Source organism: [Clostridium] polysaccharolyticum, assembly GCF_900111595.1.
In the GTDB taxonomy this organism is placed as follows: Bacteria; Bacillota; Clostridia; order Lachnospirales; family Lachnospiraceae; genus Clostridium_AI; species Clostridium_AI polysaccharolyticum.
On sequence record NZ_FOHN01000007.1, the window covers coordinates 72,184 to 98,602 of the forward strand.

General features: G+C 34.7%; 23 protein-coding genes and 1 other RNA gene. 21 read left to right on the plus strand and 3 right to left on the minus strand.

What is annotated here, in order from left to right; all coding sequences use genetic code 11:
• Positions 1–43: 43 nt before the first annotated feature.
• From tpiA to ssrA, 7 genes are all read left to right on the plus strand, one after another.
• Positions 44–796 carry a triose-phosphate isomerase gene (gene tpiA, locus BMY85_RS06250; protein WP_092477479.1) on the plus strand — a complete coding sequence of 251 codons (753 nt, stop codon included), beginning with the start codon at positions 44–46 and terminating at the stop codon, positions 794–796.
• A gap of 95 nt (positions 797–891) precedes the next feature.
• Positions 892–2,436, plus strand: a complete 1,545-nt coding sequence (gene gpmI / locus BMY85_RS06255) for a 2,3-bisphosphoglycerate-independent phosphoglycerate mutase (protein ID WP_177180667.1) — start codon at positions 892–894, stop codon at positions 2,434–2,436.
• Positions 2,437–2,521: 85 nt separating this feature from the next.
• Positions 2,522–2,761, plus strand: coding sequence for a preprotein translocase subunit SecG (gene secG, locus BMY85_RS06260; RefSeq protein ID WP_092477412.1), 240 nt, complete (start codon positions 2,522–2,524; stop codon positions 2,759–2,761).
• Positions 2,762–2,927: 166 nt separating this feature from the next.
• Complete coding sequence (locus BMY85_RS06265) at positions 2,928–5,021, plus strand: 5'-nucleotidase C-terminal domain-containing protein (RefSeq protein ID WP_242939683.1); 2,094 nt, start codon at positions 2,928–2,930, stop codon at positions 5,019–5,021.
• Between the two features lie 155 nt (positions 5,022–5,176).
• Positions 5,177–7,411 carry a ribonuclease R gene (gene rnr / locus BMY85_RS06270; protein ID WP_330387225.1) on the plus strand — a complete coding sequence of 745 codons (2,235 nt, stop codon included), beginning with the start codon at positions 5,177–5,179 and terminating at the stop codon, positions 7,409–7,411.
• A gap of 2 nt (positions 7,412–7,413) precedes the next feature.
• On the plus strand, positions 7,414–7,881 hold the full coding sequence (gene smpB / locus BMY85_RS06275; RefSeq protein WP_092477413.1) for an SsrA-binding protein SmpB: 468 nt from the start codon (positions 7,414–7,416) through the stop codon (positions 7,879–7,881).
• Between the two features lie 130 nt (positions 7,882–8,011).
• Positions 8,012–8,349, plus strand: a transfer-messenger RNA (tmRNA) gene (gene ssrA / locus BMY85_RS06280).
• 206 nt (positions 8,350–8,555) lie between these two features.
• On the opposite strand, the gene BMY85_RS06285 is transcribed toward ssrA, so the two are convergent.
• The 3 genes from BMY85_RS06285 to BMY85_RS06295 all read right to left on the minus strand — a co-directional run bounded on the left by BMY85_RS06285 (position 8,556) and on the right by BMY85_RS06295 (position 9,908).
• The gene (locus BMY85_RS06285) at positions 8,556–8,951 is read right to left on the minus strand and encodes a type II toxin-antitoxin system HicB family antitoxin (RefSeq protein ID WP_092477414.1); all 396 of its coding nucleotides are present in this window, start codon (positions 8,949–8,951) and stop codon (positions 8,556–8,558) included.
• A gap of 23 nt (positions 8,952–8,974) precedes the next feature.
• A complete protein-coding gene (locus tag BMY85_RS06290; protein WP_092477415.1) occupies positions 8,975–9,163 on the minus strand; it encodes a type II toxin-antitoxin system HicA family toxin in 189 nt (62 codons plus the stop codon).
• 352 nt (positions 9,164–9,515) lie between these two features.
• On the minus strand, positions 9,516–9,908 hold the full coding sequence (locus BMY85_RS06295; protein ID WP_092477416.1) for a helix-turn-helix domain-containing protein: 393 nt from the start codon (positions 9,906–9,908) through the stop codon (positions 9,516–9,518).
• Between the two features lie 349 nt (positions 9,909–10,257).
• Here BMY85_RS06295 and BMY85_RS06300 point away from each other — a divergent pair, with 349 nt between their 5' ends.
• From BMY85_RS06300 to BMY85_RS06365, 14 genes are all read left to right on the plus strand, one after another.
• Entirely contained in the window at positions 10,258–10,938 is a 681-nt protein-coding gene (locus tag BMY85_RS06300; protein ID WP_092477417.1) for a response regulator transcription factor, read from the plus strand.
• Positions 10,935–12,488 (plus strand): sensor histidine kinase, encoded by a 1,554-nt coding sequence (locus BMY85_RS06305; protein WP_092477418.1) that lies wholly within the window; start codon positions 10,935–10,937, stop codon positions 12,486–12,488. Before BMY85_RS06300 ends, BMY85_RS06305 begins: the two co-directional genes overlap by 4 nt.
• A gap of 98 nt (positions 12,489–12,586) precedes the next feature.
• A complete protein-coding gene (locus BMY85_RS06310) occupies positions 12,587–13,303 on the plus strand; it encodes a hypothetical protein (RefSeq protein ID WP_092477419.1) in 717 nt (238 codons plus the stop codon).
• 91 nt (positions 13,304–13,394) lie between these two features.
• A complete protein-coding gene (locus BMY85_RS06315; RefSeq protein ID WP_092477420.1) occupies positions 13,395–13,805 on the plus strand; it encodes an HD domain-containing protein in 411 nt (136 codons plus the stop codon).
• Positions 13,806–14,211: 406 nt separating this feature from the next.
• On the plus strand, positions 14,212–15,774 hold the full coding sequence (locus BMY85_RS06320) for a hypothetical protein (protein WP_092477421.1): 1,563 nt from the start codon (positions 14,212–14,214) through the stop codon (positions 15,772–15,774).
• Positions 15,775–16,084: 310 nt separating this feature from the next.
• Positions 16,085–17,641 (plus strand): B12-binding domain-containing radical SAM protein, encoded by a 1,557-nt coding sequence (locus BMY85_RS06325; RefSeq protein ID WP_092477422.1) that lies wholly within the window; start codon positions 16,085–16,087, stop codon positions 17,639–17,641.
• Between the two features lie 32 nt (positions 17,642–17,673).
• Complete coding sequence (locus BMY85_RS06330) at positions 17,674–18,285, plus strand: LysE/ArgO family amino acid transporter (protein WP_177180668.1); 612 nt, start codon at positions 17,674–17,676, stop codon at positions 18,283–18,285.
• 32 nt (positions 18,286–18,317) lie between these two features.
• Positions 18,318–20,081 (plus strand): non-ribosomal peptide synthetase, encoded by a 1,764-nt coding sequence (locus BMY85_RS06335; protein ID WP_092477424.1) that lies wholly within the window; start codon positions 18,318–18,320, stop codon positions 20,079–20,081.
• Positions 20,082–20,157: 76 nt separating this feature from the next.
• A complete protein-coding gene (locus BMY85_RS06340; protein ID WP_092477425.1) occupies positions 20,158–21,570 on the plus strand; it encodes a hypothetical protein in 1,413 nt (470 codons plus the stop codon).
• A gap of 26 nt (positions 21,571–21,596) precedes the next feature.
• Positions 21,597–22,763 (plus strand): Rid family hydrolase, encoded by a 1,167-nt coding sequence (locus BMY85_RS06345; RefSeq protein ID WP_092477426.1) that lies wholly within the window; start codon positions 21,597–21,599, stop codon positions 22,761–22,763.
• Positions 22,764–22,795: 32 nt separating this feature from the next.
• The gene (locus BMY85_RS06350) at positions 22,796–23,590 is read left to right on the plus strand and encodes an ABC transporter permease (protein WP_092477427.1); all 795 of its coding nucleotides are present in this window, start codon (positions 22,796–22,798) and stop codon (positions 23,588–23,590) included.
• A gap of 22 nt (positions 23,591–23,612) precedes the next feature.
• Positions 23,613–24,596 carry an ABC transporter ATP-binding protein gene (locus BMY85_RS06355; RefSeq protein WP_092477428.1) on the plus strand — a complete coding sequence of 328 codons (984 nt, stop codon included), beginning with the start codon at positions 23,613–23,615 and terminating at the stop codon, positions 24,594–24,596.
• A 14-nt stretch (positions 24,597–24,610) separates the two neighbouring features.
• Positions 24,611–25,408, plus strand: coding sequence for an ABC transporter permease (locus tag BMY85_RS06360; protein WP_092477429.1), 798 nt, complete (start codon positions 24,611–24,613; stop codon positions 25,406–25,408).
• 19 nt (positions 25,409–25,427) lie between these two features.
• On the plus strand, positions 25,428–26,375 hold the full coding sequence (locus BMY85_RS06365) for a hypothetical protein (protein ID WP_092477430.1): 948 nt from the start codon (positions 25,428–25,430) through the stop codon (positions 26,373–26,375).
• Positions 26,376–26,419: the final 44 nt, after the last annotated feature.

The following is a 26,419-nucleotide window of genomic DNA, read 5'->3' on the forward strand; positions in this document are numbered from 1 at the left end:
ACTGTAAGAAATGAATTTTAAATCGAGTAAAAGGGAGAGTACTATTATGCGTAAAAAAATTATCGCTGGTAACTGGAAGATGAATAAAACTCCTAGTGAAACAGTTAAATTAATCGAAGAATTAAAACCATTAGTAAAAAATGAAGAAGTTGACGTAGTGTTCTGCGTGCCAGCTATTTCTTTAACAACAGCTATTGAAGCTGCTAAAGGTTCCAACATCGAAATTGGTGCTGAAAACATGTTTTATGAAGAAAGCGGTGCTTACACAGGTGAAATCGCTCCTAACATGCTAACAGATATCGGTGTAAAATACGTTATCATCGGTCACTCTGAGAGAAGAGAATACTTCGCAGAAACAGATGAAACAGTCAACAAAAAAGTATTAAAAGCTTTTGAACATGGCATTACTCCAATTATCTGCTGTGGTGAATCCTTAACCCAAAGAGAACAGGGAATTACAATTGACTGGATTCGTCAGCAGATCAAAGTGGCATTCTTAAATGTAACAAGCGAACAGGCTAAAACAGCAGTTATCGCTTACGAACCAATCTGGGCTATCGGTACAGGCAAAGTTGCTACCACAGAACAGGCTCAAGAAGTTTGTGCAGCAATTCGTGCCTGCATTGGTGAAATCTATGATGAAGCTACAGCAGCAGCAATCCGTATTCAGTACGGTGGCAGTGTATCCGCAGCAAGTGCACCAGAATTATTTGCTCAGGCAGATATCGATGGAGGATTAGTTGGCGGTGCTTCTCTGAAACCAGACTTTGGTAAGATTGTAAACTACAATAAATAGCAAGACAGCATCTCACAAGAGATAGCATTCGTAAAAAACAGGCGGGCACAAGTCCGTCTGTTTCACTAAATATTTAATTTATAAGGAGTACAACAATGAGTAAAAAACCTACTGTTTTGATGATTTTAGATGGTTATGGATTAAATGATACTGCAAAAGCTAATGCAGTAAAAGAAGCCAATACTCCAGTTATGGATAAATTAATGGCAGAATATCCATTTGTAAAAGGATATGCAAGTGGTTTAGCTGTTGGTCTTCCAGATGGCCAGATGGGTAATTCTGAAGTTGGACATTTAAATATGGGTGCCGGAAGAATTATCTATCAGGAATTAACACGTATTACAAAAGAAATTGAAGATGGAGTTTTCTTTGAAAATGAAGCTTTATTAAAAGCAGTTGAAAACTGCAGAAACAATAATTCGGATCTGCATTTATTTGGTTTATTATCCAATGGCGGTGTACACAGCCATAACACACACATGTATGGCTTATTAGAATTAGCTAAGAAAAATGGCATTAAAAATGTGTACTTGCACGCATTTTTAGATGGCCGTGATACCGATCCGAAGTCTGGTTTAGGTTTTGTAGAAGAAGCAGAAGCAAAAATGCAGGAAATTGGTGTCGGGGAAATCGCAACAGTTATGGGACGTTACTATGTAATGGACCGTGATAACCGTTGGGAACGTGTTGAAAAAGCATATAAAGCAATTGTAGAAGGGGAAGGTGTAAGTGCTTCTAATGCAGCAGAAGCTGTAAAACAGTCTTATGACAAAGGTGAAAATGACGAATTTGTTTTACCGACAGTTGTTAAAAAAGATGGTAAACCGGTTGCAACTGTAAAAGAAAAGGATTCTGTTATCTTCTATAACTTCCGTCCTGATAGAGCAAGAGAAATTACTAGGACTTTCTGTGATGATGGTTTTACTGGTTTTGAACGTAAAAATGGAAGAATCAAAACAACATTTGTTGCTTTTACAGAGTATGACGTAACGATTCCAAATAAAATAGTTGCTTTTCATAAAACAGAAATTAACAACACATTGGGAGAATACCTTTCTAAGAATGGCAAAACACAGTTAAGAACAGCTGAAACTGAAAAGTATGCACATGTTACATTCTTCTTTAACGGTGGCAAGGAAGAACCATACGAAGGTGAAGACAGACTGCTTGTTAATTCACCAAAAGTTGCAACTTATGATTTACAGCCAGAAATGAGTGCATTTCAGGTTGCAGAAGGTTTAGTAAATGCTATTAAATCTGATAAATATGATGTCATTATTGTAAATTTCGCTAACCCGGATATGGTTGGACATACTGGTGTAGAAAAGGCTGCAGTTGCTGCAATCGAAGCAGTTGATAAATGCGTTGGCATGGCAGTTGCTGCAATTAAAGAAACAGATGGACAGTTATTTATCTGTGCAGATCATGGAAATGCAGAACAGCTGATTGATTATGAAACAGGAGCTCCATTTACAGCTCATACAATTAATCCAGTTCCATTTATTCTTGTGAATTATGATGAAGCTTATACCTTAAGGGAAGGTGGCTGCTTGGCGGATATCGCTCCAACACTTCTTGAAATGATGGGAATGGAACAGCCTGCAGAAATGACTGGCAAGTCTCTTCTTATTAAGAAATAGGCTTGAAAAGACTAGCATTTTATGCTAATATGATTATATGTGTATTCGGACAATCGAATAAAATGCACGTATTGGAGGTGTAAGTATGTCTTGGCTACGAACTACAGTTATGATTCTTTATATTTTAGTTTGTATTGCACTTACAGTTGTTGTATTAATGCAGGAAGGTAAACAGGCTGGTTTATCAGGAAGCATTAGTGGTGCTGCTGAAAGCTACTGGGGAAAGAATAAAGGACGTTCTATGGAAGGTGCTTTAGAAAAAGGTACAAGAGTTTTAGCAATTGTATTTATTGTCGTATCTGCATTATTATGCATGCGCTGGTAGTAAAATAGATGCTTACAGGAAAGCTGTCACAGGATTGGGGCAGCTTTTTTTTGATCTCTTAAAAATTCTATTATACTATAAGATAGAAATATATGTAGTAATATGTTATGATAAAATAGCATTTCATTACATATGCAAACCATTGTAATAATAAGGAGGAATTTAAATGAAGAATTTTAGAACCAAGGCCATAGCTGTTATACTGATGTTTGCTATGGTATTTGCAGGGACAGGTTTTCAGCCTTCCAAAGTGAAAGCAGAGGCGAACGATTCCATTAATCTTCAGATTCTTGCAACAAGTGATTTACATGGCCGTTTCGTGCCATACGATTATGCAATTAATACAAAAGATACCTCAGGAAGTTTAGCACAGGTAGCAACAGCAGTATATAACAATAGAAATCAAAACACTATTTTACTGGATTGTGGAGATATCATTCAGGATAATTCTGCAGATCTGTTTTTTAACGAGAGCATTCATCCAATGATTGCAGGAATGAATCATTTACAGTATGATGCGATTACTTTGGGAAATCATGAATTCAATTATGGAATGGATATTTTGAAAAAAGTAATGAAACAGTCCAAAGCACCAGTATTGGGAGGAAATGTATATAATCCAGATGGCTCAGGCATAGCACAAAAATATACCATCCTTGAAAGAAGTGGCGTGAAAATAGCAGTAATTGGTATGGTTACTCCGAATATTACTAGATGGGATGCAGCCAATCTGAAAGGCTACAAAGTAACAGATCCAGTAGAAGAAACGAAAAAAGTCATTGAACAGATTAAAGATAAAGCAGATGTCATTGTGGCAGCGGTACATATGGGAGAGAAAAGCGAATACGGTGTCAAGAATTCAGGAACCATTGATTTAGCCAATGCCTGTCCTGAAATTGATGTCATTTTGGCTTCCCATGAGCATAAAGCGGTAGATGGTGTCTATTATAACAATGTTTTAACAGTAGAAAATCAATATGGCGGACAAACTCTAGCAAAGGTTAATCTGGAGCTTAAAAAAGGAGAAGACGGTAAATATAAAGTTACAAACCGTACGTCAAAATTAATTGTGACAAAAGATTATCCAGCAGATTCTCAAATGGAACTAATTCTGGACAAATATCATCAAATGGCAAAAGAGGATGCCAATATTGTAATTGGCAAATTAGTAGGAGGAGATTTGGTTCCTGCCAATGAAATCAGTGACATTTGCCAGGCACAGTTACAGGAAACTTCCATGATTAACCTGATTAATAAAGTGCAGAGATATTATACTGGTGCAGAGGTATCTGGGGCTGCTTGTTTTAATGCATCTGCCAACATGAAAGAAGGAGATATCAAAAAATGTGACACTGCACTGATATATAAATATGCCAATACCCTTTATAAATTAGAGATGACTGGTGCACAGCTTAAGAAATACATGGAATGGTGTGCTGCTTTTTATAATACATATCAAGATGGTGATTTGACCATTTCCTTTAATCCTGACATTCGTCTTTACAACAACGATATGTTCTCAGGTGTGAATTATACAATTAATGTAGCGAAAGAACCAGGAAACAGGATTGAAAACCTGACACATGAAAATGGAAAACCGGTAAAGGATGACGAGAAAATCATTGTAGCGGTAAACAATTACCGTGCCAATTCACATTTATTAACATATGGCTCTGTATTTAAAAAAGGAGAGTCTTTGCCAAAGTTACTGGAATCTGATGTACACAGTGAAATAGGTGGTGTCCGTGAATTAATTGGAGCTTATATAAAAGACGTGAAGAAGGGCGTAATTAGGCCAGAACTGTCGGGAAACTGGAAAATTACAGGGAATAACTGGAATGAAGAGTTCCATCAGAAAGCCGTAGAATTAGCAGCAGAAGGAAAACTAACCATACCCCGCTCAGAAGATGGAAGAGATTATAACATAAAAGCCGTAACAAAAGCCGATATTGCTCCTTTTGTAACGATTAAAAAACCCGCAAAGGTTACTAAAGTAAAAGCAAAAAGCAAGAAGGCAAAAACGGCAACAATATCGTATCAAGGTGTGAAATATGCTAAGAACTATGAAATCCGTTATACAGCAGATAAGAAGTTTAAAAAGGGTGTGAAATGTGTTAAAACAGAAAAGACTTCTTATACCATAAAGAAATTAAAGAGTAAAACAAAGTATTATGTAAAAGTACGGGCAGTGAAGTATGACTTAAACGATAAGGTTTTGACTGGAAGCTGCAGCAGTATGGTGTCAGTGAAAGTAAAGTAGAATAATGCGAAGGAAAGAGTCTGTAAAATCACAGGCTCTTTTATGATTCCGTACATATTTTGGGGCATTTTCACATGTAATTTTATCCATGTTTGTTTTTTTTAGTAAATGTGGTATACTATACAGTATCATATGGTACGAAATGGAGAATATAAATGTTGGAAAAAATTGTTTTAGAAGAAAAGAAGAATTTAGTGTATGAGTTTATGCTAGATAAAGAGTATAAGCCAGTTAAATTCAAAGAAATGGTGAATATCTTGCAAGTACCAAAGAAAGAAAAAGAGGATTTACGTGAAGTATTAGAATCGTTAATAGCAGACGGAAAGATTGTAATAGACGTGAAAGGCAAATTCAAAGTTGCCAATGAAAACCTGAAAACAGGTACCTTTATCGGTACACAAAGAGGGTTCGGTTTTGTACGTGCAGAAGGAGAAGACGAAGATATCTTTATACCTGAAAATGCAATGAAAGGTGCTTTGCACAATGACATTGTACAAGTAGAGGTTCTGGATATTAAGACTGGAAAGAGACGAGAAGGACGAATTGTAAACATTGTAGAGCGTGGAACTGCTACGGTTGTTGGTACATTTGCTAAAAGCAGAAATTTTGGCTTTGTCATTGCAGATAATCAAAGATTTGGAAAGGATATCTACATTCCAAAATCACAGACAAAAGGTGCAGTGAGTGGACATAAGGTTGTAGTGGAATTAACAAGCTTTGGAGGCAAAGATAAGAAACCAGAAGGAAAGATTATCGAAATCTTAGGACATATTAATGATCCTGGAGTCGATATCCGTTCTATTGTAAAAGCCTATGGCTTGGCAGAGGCATTTCCAAAGGAAGTCATGGACGAAGTGGAGAAGATTCCTTCTGAAGTGGACAGTGCAGACTGGGCAGGAAGAATGGATATTCGTGACTGGCAGATGGTAACCATCGACGGAGAAGATGCCAAGGACTTAGATGATGCCATTACCCTTCGCAAAGAAGGCGGCATTTATAAATTAGGTGTGCATATTGCGGACGTTACCAATTATGTAAAAGAAGGTTCGCCTCTTGATAAAGAAGCTTTGAGCCGTGGAACCAGTGTATATCTGGTTGACCGTGTGATACCGATGCTTCCACACGCCTTATCCAATGGCATCTGCTCGTTAAATGCAGGAGTGGACCGTCTTGCGTTAAGCTGTTTTATGGATATTGATGCCAAAGGAAATGTAGTCAGCCATAAAATTGCAGAGACAGTCGTAAAGGTTTCCCGCCGTATGTCTTACACTAGTGTGAAGAAAATCTTGGAGGATCACGATCCGGAGGAAATGAAAGAATACGAAGAACTTGTGCCAATGTTTGAATTAATGGAAGAACTGGCACAGATTTTACGGGAAAAACGTAGAAAACGTGGTTCCATTGACTTTGATTTCCCTGAAAGCAAGATTACTTTAAATGAAAAAGGGAAACCGGTTGAAGTAAAACCATATGAAAGAAACACGGCCACTAAAATTATCGAAGATTTTATGTTAATTGCCAATGAAACCATTGCCGAGGATTATTTCTGGCAGGAACTCCCTTTTGTATACCGTTCCCATGAAAATCCTGACCCGGAGAAAATTATGAAATTAGGTATTTTCATCAATAACTTTGGATATTCCATTAAAATCGGCCAGGATGAAATCCATCCAAAAGAACTGCAGAAGTTAATGGAAAAGATTGAGGGGACTCCAGAAGAACCATTGATCAGCAGATTGACCTTGCGTTCTATGAAACAGGCAAAATATACCGTAACAGGGGATGGACACTTTGGTCTGGCAGCAAAATATTACTGTCACTTTACTTCCCCAATCCGCCGCTATCCGGATTTACAGATTCACCGTATTATCAAAGAGAATCTAAGAACTGGAATCAGTGAAAAACGAATCAGGCATTATGACCGCATTTTGCCAGATGTAGCAATGCGTTCTAGCATGATGGAGCGGAAAGCAGATGAAGCGGAACGGGAAGTAGACAAAATGAAAAAGGCAGAATATATGGCACAGTTTATCGGAGAGACCTTCGAAGGTGTCATTTCTGGAATGAATACCTGGGGAATGTATGTGGAACTTCCTAATACTGTAGAAGGAATGGTTCATGTTACAGCCTTGAAGGGTGACTATTATTTCTATGACGAAGAGCGTTATGTTATGGTCGGTGAGCATACCAGTAAGACATACAAGCTAGGCGAAAAGGTAGAAGTAGTCTGCACTTCAGTTGATAAGCTGTTAAAGACCATTGATTTTGAACTGGCAGAGGAGGAAGGGGAAGACACACTGGAAAAAAGACCTGCTAAGGCAGGCAAACGGAAAAGAAAGGCAGCTGCTCCAAAAGAAGAAGCAGTTGAGGATGAAGTAACAGGAGAATAAGTATGGCAGAAAGATCAAAAAAGTTAATTGCAAATAATAAAAAAGCCCGTCACGATTATTTTGTTGAGGAGACTTATGAAGCAGGCATGGCGTTACATGGAACGGAAGTGAAGTCCCTCCGGCTAGGAAAATGCAGTATCAAGGAATCCTTTATTAAAATCGAAAAAGGCGAAGTTTTCATATATAACATGCATATCAGTCCTTATGAGAAAGGAAATATTTTTAATAAAGATCCATTGCGTGTAAAAAAGCTTCTTTTACACAAGTACGAGATTAACAAAATCTCAGGAAAGATTCAGCAGCAAGGGTACACTTTAGTGCCTTTAAATGTGTATCTTTCTGGGAGTCTCGTAAAAATTGAAGTGGGACTTTGCCGCGGTAAGAAATTGTATGACAAGCGGCAGGATATTGCAAAACGTGACCAGAGAAGAGAAGCGGAAAAGAACTTTAAGGTGAAAAATTTATATTAATCCATGAAGGAGCAGGCAGTTAAGTGAAAGACTGTCTGTTCTTGCAAAAATAGTATTGACAAATGGAGCATCTTGCGATATCATATAACACATACTTCGGCTTCGCGTTATTACCTTGCTATAACCATTCGGGGTAGTAAAGGTTTCGACAGGGGTCTTGAAGTTGGAGAAGCTATCCGCATGCAATGCGTCAAATTGCAAATTAAAAATAAACGCTGAAGAAAATTTAGCTTACGCAGCCTAATGGCTGCTGTCTGACTTAGAGCACCTACACTTTAAACTCAGGCATCGACTTTGTAGGAAACGACATTGGGAAAGCTTTGACCTGATGGGCGTATCATGAAGCTACTGAAGCTTAAAGGGTGTTAGTTCCCGTTAAGCAGAGGGAATGCCAAAGAACTGACTATGATAGTAGAAGTACAATGAATGGGCTTTTGGACACGGGTTCGACTCCCGTCTACTCCACTTCATCAAGACAAATCCGAACACGATTCGGGATGTCTTGAAAGTTTATAATTCGGTCATTGTTTGCAGAATAGTTGTAAGCAATGACCATTTTTCACATACAACAGCTTTACTCCGTTTTTCTTTAACTTTGATTTATTAATTGCTATCTTCCTTGCCCGATATATGCCTATCACAGTAATATTCAATAATTTATGCAACCAGCTCCTCTATTTTTCTTGTATTTTTGTGATAAGGATTTCTTGTAATGCTTGGGAAAAATTGATGTCTCTTGCAATAGCTTCTTCGTTTAGCCATTGTGGTATACTCAAAGTTTTTTTAACTGCCTTGCTGTTAGTACGTTTTTTATATGCAAGCATATCAAATTCGATTACAACTAAAAAGCCATCTTCAATATTTATAGTATCAACAGAACTTGGTCCTGGAATTATCTGCTGTTCTTTCATTCTTGATGTGATTGCAAGACCTAATGCGTCCACAGCCATTTCATATGCCTGCTCCATATTATCGCCCTCTGTAAGACATTCTGGAAAATCAGGAAAACTAACCCAGAAGCCACCTTCTTCCGCTTTGTGGAAAATAGCTGGATAGAATAATTTATTCATGTCATACCTCCATGTGGCAGGACTTATTTTAACCCTGCCTGTTTTAATATTGCCTGTTCCAAACCTCGTTTTAAAGATTTGGAATGATAAGGAATAATGGTTTGAACATTTGTAATGGTATTTTTCAGTTTTACATGGGAACCGTTTTGGCTTACTACTTCAAAACCATTTGATTTGAGATATTTAATCATCTCTTTTGGTGTCATTGGCATATGTATGTTACTCCTTTCCTTACCATACTGATATTATAATACGTAAAAATACGTGTGTCAATTTGAAATGCGTATTTTTTACGTGTTGCACAAGATGATCAACAAAATTATTCAAAAGAGTATTTGTATAAATAATATAATTAATATGTATAAATAGCACAAAAAAATAATAATATGTATTTAAAACCATTTGTATCAAGAATATGATAAAGAAACAGGATTTCAGAAAAAAATTTAGTGGTAAAAATGAAGCTCAAGGTAACGAAAAAAAGGATTTAGAAAAAAGGACTAAACAATAACCTGAAAAAACGCGTATGCCATTCTGGCATACGCGGTTATATTAAGTTTATTATCATTGCTTAATGCTTTTAACATTATATGTAGTAATACAAGACAGTTCATAGATTCTTTTTAAGGCTTCTCTTTGCCCTACCTGGTTTAGTGAATGATAGTATCTTAATAAATTCTCTTCTTCAGTTCCGCATTCTGGATTCTCCACAAATGGAATATTTTGAGAGGCAGCTGCTGTCTGTCTCTCCATTGGAACATCATGTCCCATTAGCCATCCCTCATTAACATTTAGCACTTGAGCGAGCAAATAAATATTAGTCTGCTTTGGCTGGTACTTTCCAGATAAATAGGAACTTAAGGAACCCTTATTAATTCCAGTTACACGAATAATGTCAACCTGGCGCATTTTGCGCAAGTCCATGGCCATCCTTATACGTTCTGCTATTTTATCCATTGTATACTCCTTTCAAAGTTTCTTTTCCTAATTCTACCATAATAGAGGATAAATGGCAATAATATATTTTTTCTCTTTCTGCATATGAAGCAAAATTCGTGCAAAATACTAAAATTTGGTATACAATTAATAAGAAGTTGGTACAATTTATTAAAATGCAATAGGATATAAAGTGCATTTTTTTGAATGAACGGTTTGCATTTGATTAGAAGAGGATAAAAATCTCAGCCTTCTCTTGTGTTAGAACCTGCAGAAAAGGAACAGGAAGAGTACCAGCAGCTTCACATTTTTAACACATTTCATTTGTAAAATAAGAAGCAATAGAAGGTAGGATCAGGAGGGATACATCATGGAAAATTTAAAAGTTTTAGTAGTAGATGATGAAAGCCGTATGAGAAAATTAGTGAAAGATTTTTTAGTCCGTGAAAAATTTGATGTAATAGAAGCCGAAGATGGGGAGCAGGCGTTAGACATTTATTTTAAGGTAAAAAATATCGCATTAGTGATTTTGGATGTGATGATGCCAAAGTTAGATGGCTGGCAGGTTTGTAAAGAGATCCGTCAGTATTCCAATGTGCCAATTATTATGCTGACGGCAAAGGGAGAAGAAAGAGATGAATTGATGGGATTCGATTTAGGAGTGGACGAGTACATTTCCAAGCCATTTAGTCCAAAAATCCTTGTTGCCAGAGTGAATGCCATTGTCCGAAGAATCAATGGAAAAGAAGAGGAAAAGTGTGAGATTGGCGGCATTGTATTGGATAAAACAGCTCATGAGGTAGTCATTGATGGAAAAACGGTAGAACTTAGTTTTAAAGAGTTTGAACTGCTTTCTTACTTTGTAGAAAACAAGGGAGTAGCATTATCCAGAGAGCGCATTTTAAATAATGTCTGGAATTATGATTATTTTGGAGATGCCAGAACCATTGACACCCATGTAAAGAAACTGCGAAGCAAAATGGGGGGAAAGGGAGAGTACATTAAGACTATATGGGGAATGGGTTATAAATTCGAGGTGGATACACCATGAAAAAACGAATAAAAGAAGTTAAGAACTCAGTCCGTCTTAAACTGACACTTATGCTGGCCGGTTTTGTTCTTCTCATTGTATTTCTGCTTTGGCTTATGAATCTGACGTTTTATCCTCTTTACTATAAAAGAGATTTGACCAATAAGTTTTATGATTCCTATAATAAAGTGAAAGAGTATTATGCTCATACGTATACAGGATTTAATGGCAATTATATTTTACAGAATGACTACGAACAGGAAGTGATGAGTGCATTAGCAGAAAATAAGCAGATGAACATTTATGTATTTGGTGTTAGTTATTATGGAGACAAGATGTATCCAGTTATGTTCTATCCAAATGACGCAACGCATGGAAGCAGGCAGCTTGTAGCGGAACGGTTTGGTGAAATCTATGGAACTGAGAAAAATAAAAATTATAAGGTTATCGTTTCCGAGGATAATTGTTTAATTTTTCAGAAACGGGATGGACACACCAATTCGGATTATCTGGAGCTAATGGCACCGCTGGATAAGCAAAATGGAATTTTTATTTTTACGAGATCTAATTTGGAGAGCATGTCTCAAAATATTCGGAATACCAATAAATTTCTGGCATTGATTGGCATTATTACAGGGATAGCGGGTGTTATTCTGATGTATTTCTTTAGCAGAAAGTTCACCACGCCGATTCTTCGGCTGGCAGATATTTCTAAGAGAATGTCAGAACTTGATTTTACTGCAAAGTACGATGTGAAAAGCCAAGATGAAATTGGTGAACTTGGGACAAGTATTAATGCACTATCCGATCAGTTAGAGCATACCATATCAGAGTTAAAGACTGCCAATAATGAACTTCGTATGGACAATGAACGGAAAACGCAGATAGATGACATGAGAAAAGAATTTTTATCCAATGTGTCTCATGAATTGAAAACACCGATTGCTTTAATTCAGGGGTATGCAGAGGGATTAAAGGAAAACATTACGGATGATCAGGAGAGCAGGGATTTTTATTGTGAAGTCATTATGGATGAAGCCCAGAAGATGAATAAAATGGTGAAGAAACTGCTTACCTTGAATCAGATTGAGTTTGGCAATAATGTATTGCAGATAGAACGGTTTGATATTAGCCAGATGATGGCTTCTGTCTTAAATTCCACTCATATTCTGTTTGAACAGAAAAAAGTGCAGCTTCAATACGACTATCAGGAGCCAGTCTATGTATGGTCGGATGAATATATGGTAGAAGAAGTATTTACAAACTTTATAAGCAATGCGCTAAATCATGTTGCTGGGGAAAAAGTGATTCGGGTCCATTTAGAAGAACGAGGAGATAACCTTCGTGTATCAGTCTTTAATACAGGAAATCCAATTCCAGAAGCAGAACTTGAAAAAATCTGGATTAAGTTTTATAAAGTGGATAAGGCACGTACAAGAGAATACGGCGGGAATGGAATCGGCCTTTCTATTGTCAGTGCCATTATGAAAGCATTGAACCAGAATTATGGTGTGTATAATACGGAAAATGGGGTATGCTTCTGGTTTGATGTGGATAAGAAAAACAGATAATTAGAAATTAATGAGTAAAGTTTACTAATTGGGATTGTTTTATAGGGAAAAGAGTGTTACTATATTTATGATTAAGTATCACATGATGGAGGTTTTAGATGAATAAAAGAAAATTTTGTATTTTTCTTGCCTTTTCATTTCTGCTTACAGGTTGTTCAAGCGTAACTATGACCCAGACAGAGAATAGTGAAGTTGCAGAATATATCGCATATAGTCTGCTGAAATATCATAAAAGTCCTGATGTGTTCGTTATGGAGGATACGGAAAAGAAAACGGAAGAAAACGAGGAGAAGGAAAATCAGCCAGTTTCATCCGCAGCACCAGTCACGCAAATTCAGAATACAGCCACCAGTCAGCCAGGCCCTGAAACAGATGCAGGCAATGCTGATTCATTAGAAGAAAAGACGGTTACAGCAGGGGAAGTGTTCGGAAGCAAGGATTTCCAAATTAGTGTAAAAAATAAAGGAATGTATGAAAGCTATCCTAAAAATGGCGTAAGTACATATTTTTCTTTGTCAGCTAGTGCAGGAAAGAAATTACTGGTACTTGAATTGAAGGCAAAAAATACAGGAAATTCTGACCAGATATTTAAGACTGGTGAAAAAAACGTAACGTATACGTTAGATGGAGATAATTCTAATGAAGCACTGGTTACTATTCTTGAACATGACATTCACTTTGTAAAAGAGACTGTAAAACCTGGAAAAAGCAAAAGATACCTGCTTTTCTTTGAAGTAGGAAAGAAATTTGATGTATCAAAAGCAGATTTGAATATAGACAATGCAGGAAAAAGTGTTACATTGCATGTAAAATAGGGATAAAAAAAGGAACATGAGCAGTTCATGTTCTTTTTTTCTAGGCGATGCAAAAAAACGGTAAGAAATTATAACTGCTTGGGAGGAAGGAATGTTAGCACATATTGTAAAAGATGGCGAGAATAAAAAATATCAGACCGTTGCACAACATACAAGATATCATAAAGGAAAAGCATCCCAAAAAATATTGGCAGAAATAATTTCTTATGCTATTGCTTCTCACCATGGAGTATTTGATATGGTGGAAGAGTTATTCCAAAAAGCATATGAGGAATTCTGTTCTTTCGTGAAGAAAATAAATACTTTCGATAAAATTCATAATAAGTTCTATTTTGGATGTCTGCAAAGATTTCTTTTATCCATTTTAATGGATTCGGATTGGAGTGATACCAGCCTATTTTTTAATGGTACGGAATTAATTAGAAAAACAGGTGTTTTGGATAGTGAACTGATTCAGGAGAATTATCAGAGGTATATGGAAAGGCTATTAGATTTCATATAAAATCATTTAAATATTTTTACTAAATTAATATTATAATTTTTCAATATAAATAGTAAGAAATAGAGAAATTTATAAAAAGTGGTTGTTGTATCAGGAGAATAAAGTTATAATTAAATATACTTAAATGTTCAATGCATATTCAATGCATATTTATCAAATTACTTCTATGGAGTTTCACTTATTAATACACTTCATAAACATACTCATGAATTATAGGCAAAACAGTTAAAAAATTTACTTTAAAGAAAAATGTGTTGGGTGAATTTACACAATGATAAAATGGTGATAAATGCATATTACATATTAATTGAAATGACATACTCTGTAAAAGCATATTTAAAGGATTTTGTATGAATAAATAAGTTTGAGAAATACTAAATATTGTTATGATATGGGAGATGTTGTTATGGTATACGAATTAAGTACAGATTTGTACCGAAAAGGTGTAAGTATTAAAGAATATAATTGTTTACAGATTCCGAGTGCGGCAGCAGTTGGCTGTTATGATTATGATAACTTTTTCAAGTTTTTATTTTTGACTACTGTTTATAATAACTGGGGAAAAGATGACTGTTTAGTAGATATTGAACCAGATGATATTAGAATTGAAGAAATTGCCGCAGTATTAAAACTGTTAGGATTTAGACTTCATAGTTATGCACCAGAAGATAAAGAGAATTTTTTGAATACTGTAAAAAATTCTATTATTAATGGCACACCTGTGTTGCTGCTTGTAAAATATAATGCAATGTTTTTTAATTTATACTATATGAGTGAATTAGGAGACAAATGGCATTTTTTGCTTATTGATAAGTGGAACTCACATACGCACACATTTACTGTTAGAGATAATAGTTTTTTAAGAGGAATTCAAGCCGAAGGGAATGACATCATGTTTCCAATTACATTAACAGAGGATATGGTATGGGAGCTTCATGAAAAGACGGATTATGGGAATATGAAGGAAGAGCCAGTAAGGTATTTATATACGGTAGAGAGAATCGAAGGAAAAGCCTTATCTGCTTCTAAGGATTTGTTTGATTACATGGATAAGGAATTTCGGGAAAAACAAAATCATTTTGCAATTTATATGAGTAATCTTAACACAATGAAGAATACAATTGCATACAATTATGAAAATGCTTGCCGAAGATACATTGGACATGTAAAGGCCTTGTGCAGATTTGCAAGTGAATGGCTTGAAATTGGAATGGAAGAAAAAGAGTTCAATTTGAATGAGTATATTAGCATGCGTAAGAAAAAATTGAATTCGATATATAAAAAGTTTGTAGCTTGTAATAATGTGAGTGAGAAAGAACTTAAGGAAATTGCTGAAACAATTATCAAGGATGATAATGAGTTAATGAAATATCTGAGACGGTTAGCACATGACAAATTCAAAGAACGGGAAGAAAAGATAGAGTGGAGGCATCTGGATATTAAGCCGTATTATAATAACAGGGCAATAGAAAGTGCTATGTGTGATGATACTTTGGCAAATATATCAAATACAGGAATTTATTTTGTAATAAATAAAGCTGCAATAGACGAAGCATTTATGAGAAAAGGAATGAAAAACATTGATATGGGTATTTTAAACGAAAGAAATATGGATAATATATCTTGCCAAAGACAAAAAATACACATTGAAAAAGGGAGCTATAAGCAGTTAAAACTTTATGCCTGTTCCGAATATGGAAATTATAAAGATAAGATAGAGTTTTATTTGGAAAATGAAAAAAAAGGAGAAACAAGTATTAATGTTTCAGATTTTTATATGGCTGCTGTATTTGGTGAAAAGATGTTTTGCAAAGGGCTGACATTTCAGAAAATTAATGGTGCTTCAATTCAATTGAACTTCACATCTAGAATTTTTGAATACACATTGAAAATGCCAAACTGCAAGATTGACACAATTGTCCTCCCTAATAAAAAAAATATACATATTTTCAATGCATTTATTAAATAGAGAAAAAGCAAGTATGTATTGAAAAAACATTCCAATTAAAGTATAATGTAAACATGCAATTTACATATAATTTTACTTAAGAATTTCGACACATATTTTTACTTAATTTTACTTGTTAATATAGTTAGCAAATTGTACTCAGCAAAGACTAGACAATAGCTAAATATAGACAGTTGATGACTAGTTTATACTAGAGATATTACTGACGATGTAGACTTTTTTAGCACTAGTATTTCACATTTGATTACCGATTTACTACTGATATTATGTTGACAAAAGAAAAAAAGTAAAATAAAAGGGAGAAATTACAATGTTCAAAAGAAGACCAATTATGGAAATTATGGAGTCAACAGAGCCAAGAGACGTGATCTTTATTCAGCCTCATTTATTAACAAGAGAACTTAAGGATGAGCAGAATCAGATCGTAGTACAGTTTTGGGAGACCATGCATAAGCATGCAGTCCTGTTAGGGGATATTCCTTCAGAACCTAATCATGGTATTTTCTTTATTGCTGCAACTTTATTAAAAGCTGGTTACAATGTAGATGCATTAGATTTTCATGCATACGACCGTTATTTACGTTATAAGGAAAACCGAAAAATTGAACTGGAGGATATTGAAGCAGCAATTAAGACAAAAAATGCACGAGTATTTGCAATTTCCTCAAAAACAGTAGCTATCAACAGAGGATTTGAAATTGCAAAACTTGTTCGTAAGCATCATCCGGAAGCAAAGATTGTATTTGGAGGTTTACATCCAACCCTATATGGTAAAGAGATGTTAGAAGAACATCCAGAATTAATTGATTTTATCAGTGTTGGTGAGGGAGAACAGACTACTTTAGAGTTAATGGAATATCTCGATGGAAAAAGAGATATTCATACAGTAAAAAATCTTGTTTATAAAGATGAGAATGGAAAAACAGTTCAAAATCAAAGAAGACATGTTACAGAAGTTGATTTAGATAATCTTCCTTTCCCGGCATACGAATTGATCTGTCAGGAATCTAGTCCTATTGTGCCTCGAGTATTGTCTGCAAGGGGATGCCCACATGGATGTGCATTCTGTACAATCACTCATTACTATGATAAAAAATTTAAATTGCGTTCTCCTGAATCTGTTGTTGACGAAGTACAATATATGGTCGACAACTTTGGTATTGAGTTTTACTGTTTAGGTGATTTGACATATCAGATAAGCAGAGATAATGCACATAAAATTTGTAACTTATTAATTGAACGAGGATTGAGCCACATTAAATGGTGGTGTCAGACAACCGTTGGCCGATTGAATGAAGAGGATTTACAGCTTATGAAAAAGGCAGGATGTATTCAAGTAGCATTTGGTGTAGAAGCTGATGACCAGAATATTTTGAATAATATGGATAAGCCTATTAATGCCACTAAAACGGAAAAACAGTGCCGCTTAGTTAAGAATGCTGGTATGACTGTTCAGACTTATTGGCTAATTGGTCTTGGTGGCGACACGAAAGATACTGTAGAACGTAGAATTGCAGCAATTAAACACTTTATTGAAACAGGATTAACAGATTCTATACACATTTCCGTACCAGTTCCATTCCCAGGAACGCCTATGTGGTACGAACCTGAAAAATTTGGCTATACAATTAATCATAAAAACTTTAGTGATTACTGGATGAATTGTGATGAGCTTGGTTATGGCAAACCAGTTGTAAATACCGAAAAGCTTACGGCAGATCACTTATATATGTATTGGCAGCTTGCTTTATCGACAGCTACAGCAAGTTTTGAGAAAGTAGAAAAAGAGGAAAACAATCAGTTTAGCCATTTCCAGCCTAAAGGATTGTTTGTTCCAGCTAGCGATAAGGAGATTCCAGCATTTTAATCCGGACATTTGAGATTATCTTACATGGTTTTTTGCTGTCGATTGGATTAATTGTTCCTGTAGGGCCACAGAATTTATTTATTCTACTCCATAGCATGACTCATGGTAAGAAGTTAGAAAATATGCTTATAGTTTGTTCGGCAACATTATCAGACTGTATGTTAATTCTGCTCGGTATTGGTGGTTTGTCTTATTTTGTAGGGGAAAATGGTATAGTAACTGCAATTTTGTATGGTATTTCTACCGTGTTTTTAGTTTGTTGTGGATGGAATTTATGGTTTCGTGATGTTAGCCATGTTATGAATGCGAAAGAAAAGACAGAGATAAGTTTGCGAAAACGTTGTATTTTTGTGTTCCTTATATCATTATTTAATCCACAGGCAATTTTTGATACTGTAATGGTAATAGGAGTTACATCATTGTCCTATAAACTATATGGTGAAAAAGTGCTATTTACATTAGTATGTATGTTGACATCTTTATTTTTCTTTTCAATGCTTGTCATTATTGGGAAAATAATTAATAAGAATTTAACCGCAGATAAATATAAAATTATTGACAGATTTTCTGCAGTCTTGATGTGGGGATTTGGAATTAATACTTTAGTCAAATGCATGAATAATATTTTAGCTTTGCTAGGGTAGTATTACATAGTTTTATAAAGGATGGGCATACAATGAAATATAGTATAATAGATGCTTTTGAACAAAATGTTAGAAATATAGGGAATAGAGAGGCAATTGTATATTGTGAAAAAAGAATTACATATGGACAGCTAGATAAGATGGTAAATGATATAGCAGCAAGGCTTTTAAGGCGTAATGCTAAAAAGGGGGATTTTATTGGTGTTTATCTTGAAAAATCACCAGATCTTATTGCTGCTGCATTGGCGATACTCAAGATAGGGGCTGTATATGTTCCAATAGCACATGAATATCCGAAAGAAAGGTTAGAGTATATTATTCATGATGCAGGATTATCGTGTATTCTTATTGACGAAAAAGATAATGATTATCAATGCGAAAAAGAATTAATTACAGTAAATAATAAGGAATACTCTGAAGACGTAAAATTGCCAAGAGTGGAGCAATGTAAGATTAGCAAGGATGATTTGGCTTATGTGATATATACTTCAGGTACAACAGGAACTCCAAAAGGAGTGATGATACATCATGAAGGCTTTGCTAATCGAATTAAATGGCAAATGGATTATTTTGATGTGCAATATGAAGACAAGGTACTGATGAAAGCACCAATTGGATTTGATATTTCGCTTTGGGAGATGTTTCTGCCTATATATTCTGGAGCAACATGTGTTATTGCAAAGGAAAATGGTTATAAAGATATTTCCTATCTAATCAGTCTTATTGAAAGTGAGAAAATCACAATTGCTCAATTTGTACCATCAATCTTAAGATTTATAATTGAAATTTCTAAAGAACCTAACTGTTCTTTAAAGAATTTTTTGAAAAAGTTAGTAAGTAGCGGAGAGGAATTAAATAAGGAATTAGTACAGGAGTGTCTACAGGTACTGCCTAAGACAAATTTGTATAATTTTTATGGACCTACTGAAACATCTATATGTGTTTCTGCATGCTTGCTAAATGAAATAAAAGATTTCACTTATATTCCATTGGGAGATGCGATCCGTAATATGAACTTGTTTCTTCTTGATGAGGACATGCAGAAAATTACAGAAGATGGGGTAAAAGGAGAAATATACATTACTGGAATAGGGGTAGGTAAGGGATATATAAATAAGCCTGAGCAGACCCGTAAAGCTTTTTTACCAAGTATAGAAGATAAGAATAAAAAAATGTACAAAACAGGAGACATCGGATTCTATTACAAGGGTAATATTATTTATGTTGGCAGAAATGATCAGACAATTAAGCTGCAAGGAAACCGTATCGATCTAGGCGAGATTGAAGCAAAAATATATGAGCAGTCTTTTGTAGAGCAGACTGTTGTAAAATGCATTCAAAAAGATAATGGTGCGAAAGTACTTGTCGCATTTCTAAAGCTGAATAGTGATGACAAAGAAAAATATGTTCAAGAAATAAAAACTTCGCTAAAGAGAACCTTGCCTAAATATATGATACCCCAGTTTTTCGTAACAGATTGTAGTTTTGAACTTACTGCAAATGGAAAGATAGATAAGACAAAACTAACGATGCAATTTGATGATGCAAGTCTCGCTGATGACAGACAGCAGTTTGAGACAAAAGAAATAATTCGACAGGCGTTCAGTAACGTAAGTCATTTGAGTATGTCAGATGAAGATGATTTCTTCGAGATGGGTGGTTCATCATTAGAAGCAATTCAGATTCTAATGATTATCAATCGTGAAATTCAGCTGAATCTACCATTTGGCGATGTTGTAGACGACTTCTCAATTAAGGGGATTGCTAGTATTATTGGTAGTCGAAAGGTTCCATAATTTTGCACGAATGCATGAATCTAATGCAAATGATAGCGATGTAAGAGTTCCTATAAATAAGGGAGGATGTACATCATTGATAAATTTAGAGTTAGAAGTTTATGAGAGAGATTCTGCTATCCAGGAAGTTGGAGAGCATTTTCAAAAAGAACTGATTTACTATCTGGCAAATAAGAGTGATCCACTCAAGTTTTTTATTACATTTGTTGTGGTAGACTTTAGAAATGACAAGATGATTTATATCAATTCTAATACGGAGAAAAACCAGAAAATAATGAATCAGCAGGAAGATTTAGAAAGGTACAGATTAACAAAATGTCCACACAGTACAGTTCTTTCGATTCCAGAGAGGAGTTTCTTAACCTTTAATGAAGACGAAAAGTTTTTTACATATGTAGATTATGTGGATAAGAAAATGACTGTGTATAAGATGGAGGATCTAGTGCAGCTGGAAAACGCCTGTTTTGAAAAAATAAGTCATACCTTTTATAAAGATTATTATGATGAGAAGTATTTTTTCCTTTCGGTAGTAGACAGTAAGAACTGCTTGCACATTTATCGTATTTCTATTGATTTAAGTGAAATTGAAGAAGTCGATTCCTTCGAGGGAAAGCCGATACCACCTCATGTTTTAAAGAATTATAAAAACTTCTTTTTTTTAAGTGATGAATTTCGTTACTCACATTTTAAATTGGCGAAAAAAGATAAAGTAGTCACGCAAGATGAGTTAAGCCGAATGTATTTTAAATTATCATTGCAGTTAGGTATGAAGTATAAGGAACTATCCTTTAGCCAGGAACGACATATGTTATACCAGAAAATGCGTGAAAAATTTGATGTAAAGTGCATTAATGGCAGGATTTTAATGATTAATAGAGATACAAAAGAGCAGAAATATTATAATACAACAGGAGGAAGTCCGGCACATTTTGAAGTTTATGACCAGGGTGACGAAGAATTTGTATATACTTCGGCACACAACTTCTTTGGGGTAAAGGATGGAGTTATATATTTTGAACCAGCAGTTATTGATAAATACAGAATAGAGAATAATGGTTTGACCCATGTTGGAGCATTTAGCCATGAAATGGGATACCGCTATACCTCGCATAAGTTGTTTTCTGTAAATGGGAAAACTTATCTTTGTACATTTGGTCAGCCAAACCGCCTGATGTTTGTAGATGCAGATAATATGGAGTTGTTCTACTACGATGATATAGGCGAGAGTTTGCTGGATGGCCAGGAGGATTTAAGTTTGTTTATTAATTCATTAACCAGTGAACATGATATTGTGTCCATCGAAGTATCACAGGATAGTAAAATCATTGTTTTCACAGATATGAACTATTTATATTTCTATGATTTTCTAAATAGAAAAATTGTCAGGAAAATAACACATGGTTTTGAACTAGATGGCAAACAGCTCTTTACAGATGATATTACTATTCGAACGACTCATATGGATTTCATGAGTTATCAAGGTGAGTGATAGGTTATGTGATGTGGAGGTAAATGATGAAAAATCAGATGTTTATCAATAAAGATATAAAAATATACATTGACCACAAAGAGGACAAAATGGTTCATATTATTATACGAAACCAGAAATCATCAAAAAGTGTTTCGGAGTTAGCGGAAATGATGTATCAAGAAGTACGGAACATCATTAGCAGGCAGGAACTTGTAATTTTTCATGAGAGAGTTTTTGCTAGTAATGCCTGTTATGAAGAAATCGAAAAAGCCCGTAGCAGTATTTTAGGCTTGAATATGGACGATGCTTGCTTTAGCTGCTTAGATGGTTCGCCGCAATGGGGACAGGGCATATCCGGAATCAATATTTGTGCTGTCAAGAAAAGTGCGGGAACTATGAAAGATGTGATTGTAAATGAAAAAGTCCGTGGTCATATCTGGGAGACATCTGCTGCAGATTACTTTATACTTCATTCTGCACATGGGAAAGCTTCAGATGGATACTTCGATCAAGCTTACCAGATGTTTGGAGAGTCTATAGAAGTCCTTGAGAAATATGGATTCTGTCTGAAACAGGTAATTCGTACATGGATTTATCTAGATAAGATATTAACGCAGTATGATGAGTTTAATAAGGCTAGAACAAAAGTTTTTTTAGAACAGCATTTATGGGATGAAGCAAGTCAAGATGAGGCAGAAGATATATATATGCCAGCAAGTACTGGAATCGGGTGTGGTAATCCATATGGATATGCAGGCGTAACAGATGTATTAGCAATTAAAGTGAAAAACGGAGAACAAGTAACAATACAGTGTGAGACTGGTGATAAGCAGCGTTCTGCTTATCGATATGGTTCTGCATTTTCACGTGCGATGCTTGTGAAAAACGAAGATGAGGAATTTGTATATCTGTCAGGTACAGCTTCAATTGATGAATCTGGTGCGACGGTTTATTTAGATGATATTAAGGCACAGATTGAGAAGACAAATCAGGTTATTATGGCAATTCTTGAAAAATATGATATGGATATGGATTCATTATGTGAAGGAACCGTATTTATTAAGAAACCAGAATTTATAGAAGAGTATAACCAGTTTATTGAAAAAATGAAATATGATCTTCCAGTCAATGTGACAGTAACCGATGTCTGCAGAGATAATCTCCTATTTGAGATGGATGCGACATTTAGAAAGAAGCGAACGAAAGCTTGATGAAAATAAGCAGAATGTAAGAGGAGAATATAATGAAATTAAAAAAGTGTGTTAAGATTTTTTGTCTATTTTTCAAGTACTCATTTATGAACGCAGTTGAGTATAAGGCAAATTTTATTTTAGGTGGGTTATTTGAATTCTTATGGGTAATTATGAATGTGCTCTTTTTTGGAATTATATATTCAAATACCTCCACCATTTCCGGATGGACGCAGAATGATGCCATGTTACTCGTTTTTGTATGTGGATTCATAGATGCGGTACATTCCTGCTTTAGTGCAAGTGGATTCATATCAATTCCAGATCTGATTCGGACAGGTGACTTGGATTTTATATTTTTAAAGCCTATAAATAAACGATTCTACATGACATTTCGTTTAACTAATGTAGGCGAACTGTTTAATATCCTATTTAACTTATCCATGATTATTTTTTATCTTGTTAGGATTGGAATTGCCAACGAACCGATTAGAGTTGTATTCTTTTTTGTAGCAGTAGGAATAGGTTTGCTTATTGTTAATTCATTTTACTTCATTTTATCCATGCTGGCATTTTGGGTAATTAATGTTAATTCAATTATTGGCTATTCACAGGAGCTGTTTACAATTGGTAATAAGCCGATTACGATATATCCAAAGGCAGTGCAAAAGATATTTACTTTTATTATACCATTAGGTATTGCGTTTAGCTATCCTGTATTGTTTTATGCGGGGAAATATACGGCAATTAGGCTCATTATTGCTCTGATTATTGCATTTTTGTTTTTTGGAGTTTCACATATTTTATACAGAAGAGGATTAAAAAGATATTCAAGTGCTAGTAGCTAAAAGATGGAAAAGGAGAAGTGAAATGGAAATTATACATGTGAAGGACTTGTCAAAAACATACGACTTTTATAAAAAAGAGGAGGGAGTTAGAGGCTCATTAAAGAATCTGATGCATAAGACAATATTACATAAAGATGCCGTAAAGCATATTAATTTTACAATAAATAAAGGTGATATGGTTGGATTTATTGGACTTAACGGTGCTGGAAAAACGACTACGTTAAAAATGCTATCAGGAATTCTTAAGCCAACCAGTGGAGAAATAAATATATTAGGATTTTATCCTTTTGAAAAACAATATGCATTCTTAAAAAAAATCGGAATTGTAATGGGAAATAAAACACAGCTCTGGTGGGATATACCTGCAATTGATTCTTTTGCTTTAAACAAAGAATTATTTGAAGTTCCAGATGCCCAATATAAGGAGACATTGCATGAACTAGTTGAGATGATGAATGTAGAGCATTTGCTGCATACACAGGTAAGACGTTTATCTTTAGGGGAAAGAATGAAGATGGAACTGATTTTGTCCTTAATTCATTCACCTGAGGTCATTTTCCTAGATGAGCCCACTATTGGTCTTGACGTAGTATCCCAATATAATATTCGAGAGGTATTAAAGAAATACAATGAACGACACAATACCACAGTAATTCTTACAAGCCATAATCTGGATGATATCGAAACAGTATGTCAAAGGCTTATGCTTATTAACCAAGGGGAGTTAGTATTTAATGGTTCATTAGATAATTTCATTGAAAAGCAGTCTTTATATAAGATTGTAAGAGTGAAATGCAAGAAAGATAAACAGGCAATAAAAGAGCGGATTAAAGAGTATTCTGCTGAAATTATTGATGAAACACATGATGAAATTAAAATTCAAGTGGAAAAGGATGTTTCACTGAAATTGTCAAGTACGTTAATGAATGATTATATAGAACAAATTCGAGACATAAGCATTGAAAGTACAGATATGCAAGAGCTTGTTCGCAAATTTTATTCCTAGATTGGAGATTGAGTATGTTTCGTAAATATAGAAAGATTATGACCGTAAGTCTGCAGAATTTTATGGAGTATAAGTTTCATTTTATTACTTCAATTATATGTTCTTTTATTCCATTTGGGGTTAATTCATTAATCTGGCTGGCAATTGGAAATTATTCAAAAGCGGGATATGGATATTCAATCCGTGAAATGATTTCTTATTATTTTATTATCATGATTGTAACAACCATTATTAAGTGTGAAATTACCTGGCAGATATGCGATGAAATTAAAAATGGCGGTCTTAGTAAATATTTAATGAAGCCATGTTCCTATTTAAGCTATCATTTCTTCTGCGACTTGCCTAAGAGACTGGCATTTATTGTGTGTGGATTTTTCCCAGTACTAGTTCTTTATTTATGTATTCAAGACTGGTTAGCAATTTCATTATCTGTGCAGACAGCAGTACTTTTTGTATTGAGCATGTTTATTGGATACGTAATTAACTTTTTTATTTATTATATTTTAGGAATTCTATCATTTTATTTCTCAGAAGTAAACGGTATTGTAGGAGCTTATACAGTTGTTGTTAGTATTTTATCAGGTAAGGTATTTTCTTTATCATTACTTCCAAGAGGTATAAGAGAGCTGCTGATGGTGACACCTTTTCAGTATGTTGGATATGTTCCAGTAACAGTTATGCAGAACAGGTATTCTAATACGGAACAGTTACAGGTGTTAGGAATAGGAATTGCTTGGATATTGGTGTTATATGGAATCAGTAAGTTAATCTGGCATAATGGCCTGAATAAGTACTCAGCTTATGGTGGTTGATCCATATGAGGAGGGCGATATGGAAGCATATATATCAGACATTGAATTTGCGGTTGGAGATCGTCGGGAACTAGAAGACTTAGCAGAACATATTCCTGAGAAAAGAATATCTCTATTTCGTAAATTTGGCTTAAAGTATTATTATGAGTATAGCGGATCAGTTTATGATATCGCATTAGAAGCAGCTAAGAAAACAGTAAAAGGAAATGAGAAAGACATTGGAACGTTAGTATTTTCAACAGGAAGTTTTCATAGTCCGCCATCACCGTATAATCGAGTAGATGGTATTAAAGATTTAAATCAGCTGCTAAAAGGATTAGGGATAGATGCTTATCCATATGGAGTCTATCTTTCCGATTGTGCTAATATTATTAGTGCAATCCGAATTGGAAAAAATTTTTTAATGGAAGAGCAGTTTGAAAACAGTCTTAGACAAAAGAACAACCATGTATGTATTATAACTTCAGATGTTACAGGAGTGGACGAAAGCAGAATAGTTCCTCCTGGTACATCAATTAAAAGTGATAGTGCATCAAGCTGCATTATCTCTTCCAAACCAAGAAAAAATAGTTTTAAGATTGGAGATATACACCAGTATCATAATAAAGAGATGCTGGGAAATACTGCACTATCCTATGAGGATTATATTATACAGGTTAGTAAATGTATTGATTTTATACGAAAGAAAAATCTAGATGAGAAAAATCAAACATTTCAACATATTCTAACAAATAATTACAGCAATAGTTACATCAAAACGTTTTCGTTATCGTTACTTGCTAATGAGGACATCTTTTATAAAGAGCAAATTCCAAATTTTGCTCATTGCTTTTCAAGTGATCTACTAATTAATCTCAATCAATTATGCATAACCAGACAACTTAATCATGGCGATTGTATTTTAGCTATTGCATCTGGACCTAGTTCAATAAGTTCAATATGCCTGGAATACATAGAGCAAATTTAGAAGCATATATGTTGTATATGGTTATTAAAGTACAGTTTTTTAGA

What these genes read in the sequence shown, in the direction of transcription:
- BMY85_RS06335 (WP_092477424.1), top strand. Translation starts at nt 18,318, where the DNA reads ATGAAATATAGTATAATAGATGCTTTTGAACAAAATGTTAGAAATATA.
- BMY85_RS06290 (WP_092477415.1), bottom strand. Translation starts at nt 9,163, where the DNA reads ATGCCAATGACACCAAAAGAGATGATTAAATATCTCAAATCAAATGGT.
- BMY85_RS06360 (WP_092477429.1), top strand. Translation starts at nt 24,611, where the DNA reads ATGTTTCGTAAATATAGAAAGATTATGACCGTAAGTCTGCAGAATTTT.
- BMY85_RS06325 (WP_092477422.1), top strand. Translation starts at nt 16,085, where the DNA reads ATGTTCAAAAGAAGACCAATTATGGAAATTATGGAGTCAACAGAGCCA.
- BMY85_RS06285 (WP_092477414.1), bottom strand. Translation starts at nt 8,951, where the DNA reads ATGAATAAATTATTCTATCCAGCTATTTTCCACAAAGCGGAAGAAGGT.
- BMY85_RS06320 (WP_092477421.1), top strand. Translation starts at nt 14,212, where the DNA reads ATGGTATACGAATTAAGTACAGATTTGTACCGAAAAGGTGTAAGTATT.
- secG (WP_092477412.1), top strand. Translation starts at nt 2,522, where the DNA reads ATGTCTTGGCTACGAACTACAGTTATGATTCTTTATATTTTAGTTTGT.
- gpmI (WP_177180667.1), top strand. Translation starts at nt 892, where the DNA reads ATGAGTAAAAAACCTACTGTTTTGATGATTTTAGATGGTTATGGATTA.
- rnr (WP_330387225.1), top strand. Translation starts at nt 5,177, where the DNA reads ATGTTGGAAAAAATTGTTTTAGAAGAAAAGAAGAATTTAGTGTATGAG.
- BMY85_RS06365 (WP_092477430.1), top strand. Translation starts at nt 25,428, where the DNA reads ATGGAAGCATATATATCAGACATTGAATTTGCGGTTGGAGATCGTCGG.
- BMY85_RS06265 (WP_242939683.1), top strand. Translation starts at nt 2,928, where the DNA reads ATGAAGAATTTTAGAACCAAGGCCATAGCTGTTATACTGATGTTTGCT.
- BMY85_RS06350 (WP_092477427.1), top strand. Translation starts at nt 22,796, where the DNA reads ATGAAATTAAAAAAGTGTGTTAAGATTTTTTGTCTATTTTTCAAGTAC.
- BMY85_RS06355 (WP_092477428.1), top strand. Translation starts at nt 23,613, where the DNA reads ATGGAAATTATACATGTGAAGGACTTGTCAAAAACATACGACTTTTAT.
- BMY85_RS06295 (WP_092477416.1), bottom strand. Translation starts at nt 9,908, where the DNA reads ATGGATAAAATAGCAGAACGTATAAGGATGGCCATGGACTTGCGCAAA.
- BMY85_RS06310 (WP_092477419.1), top strand. Translation starts at nt 12,587, where the DNA reads ATGAATAAAAGAAAATTTTGTATTTTTCTTGCCTTTTCATTTCTGCTT.
- BMY85_RS06305 (WP_092477418.1), top strand. Translation starts at nt 10,935, where the DNA reads ATGAAAAAACGAATAAAAGAAGTTAAGAACTCAGTCCGTCTTAAACTG.
- BMY85_RS06345 (WP_092477426.1), top strand. Translation starts at nt 21,597, where the DNA reads ATGAAAAATCAGATGTTTATCAATAAAGATATAAAAATATACATTGAC.
- smpB (WP_092477413.1), top strand. Translation starts at nt 7,414, where the DNA reads ATGGCAGAAAGATCAAAAAAGTTAATTGCAAATAATAAAAAAGCCCGT.
- BMY85_RS06300 (WP_092477417.1), top strand. Translation starts at nt 10,258, where the DNA reads ATGGAAAATTTAAAAGTTTTAGTAGTAGATGATGAAAGCCGTATGAGA.
- BMY85_RS06315 (WP_092477420.1), top strand. Translation starts at nt 13,395, where the DNA reads ATGTTAGCACATATTGTAAAAGATGGCGAGAATAAAAAATATCAGACC.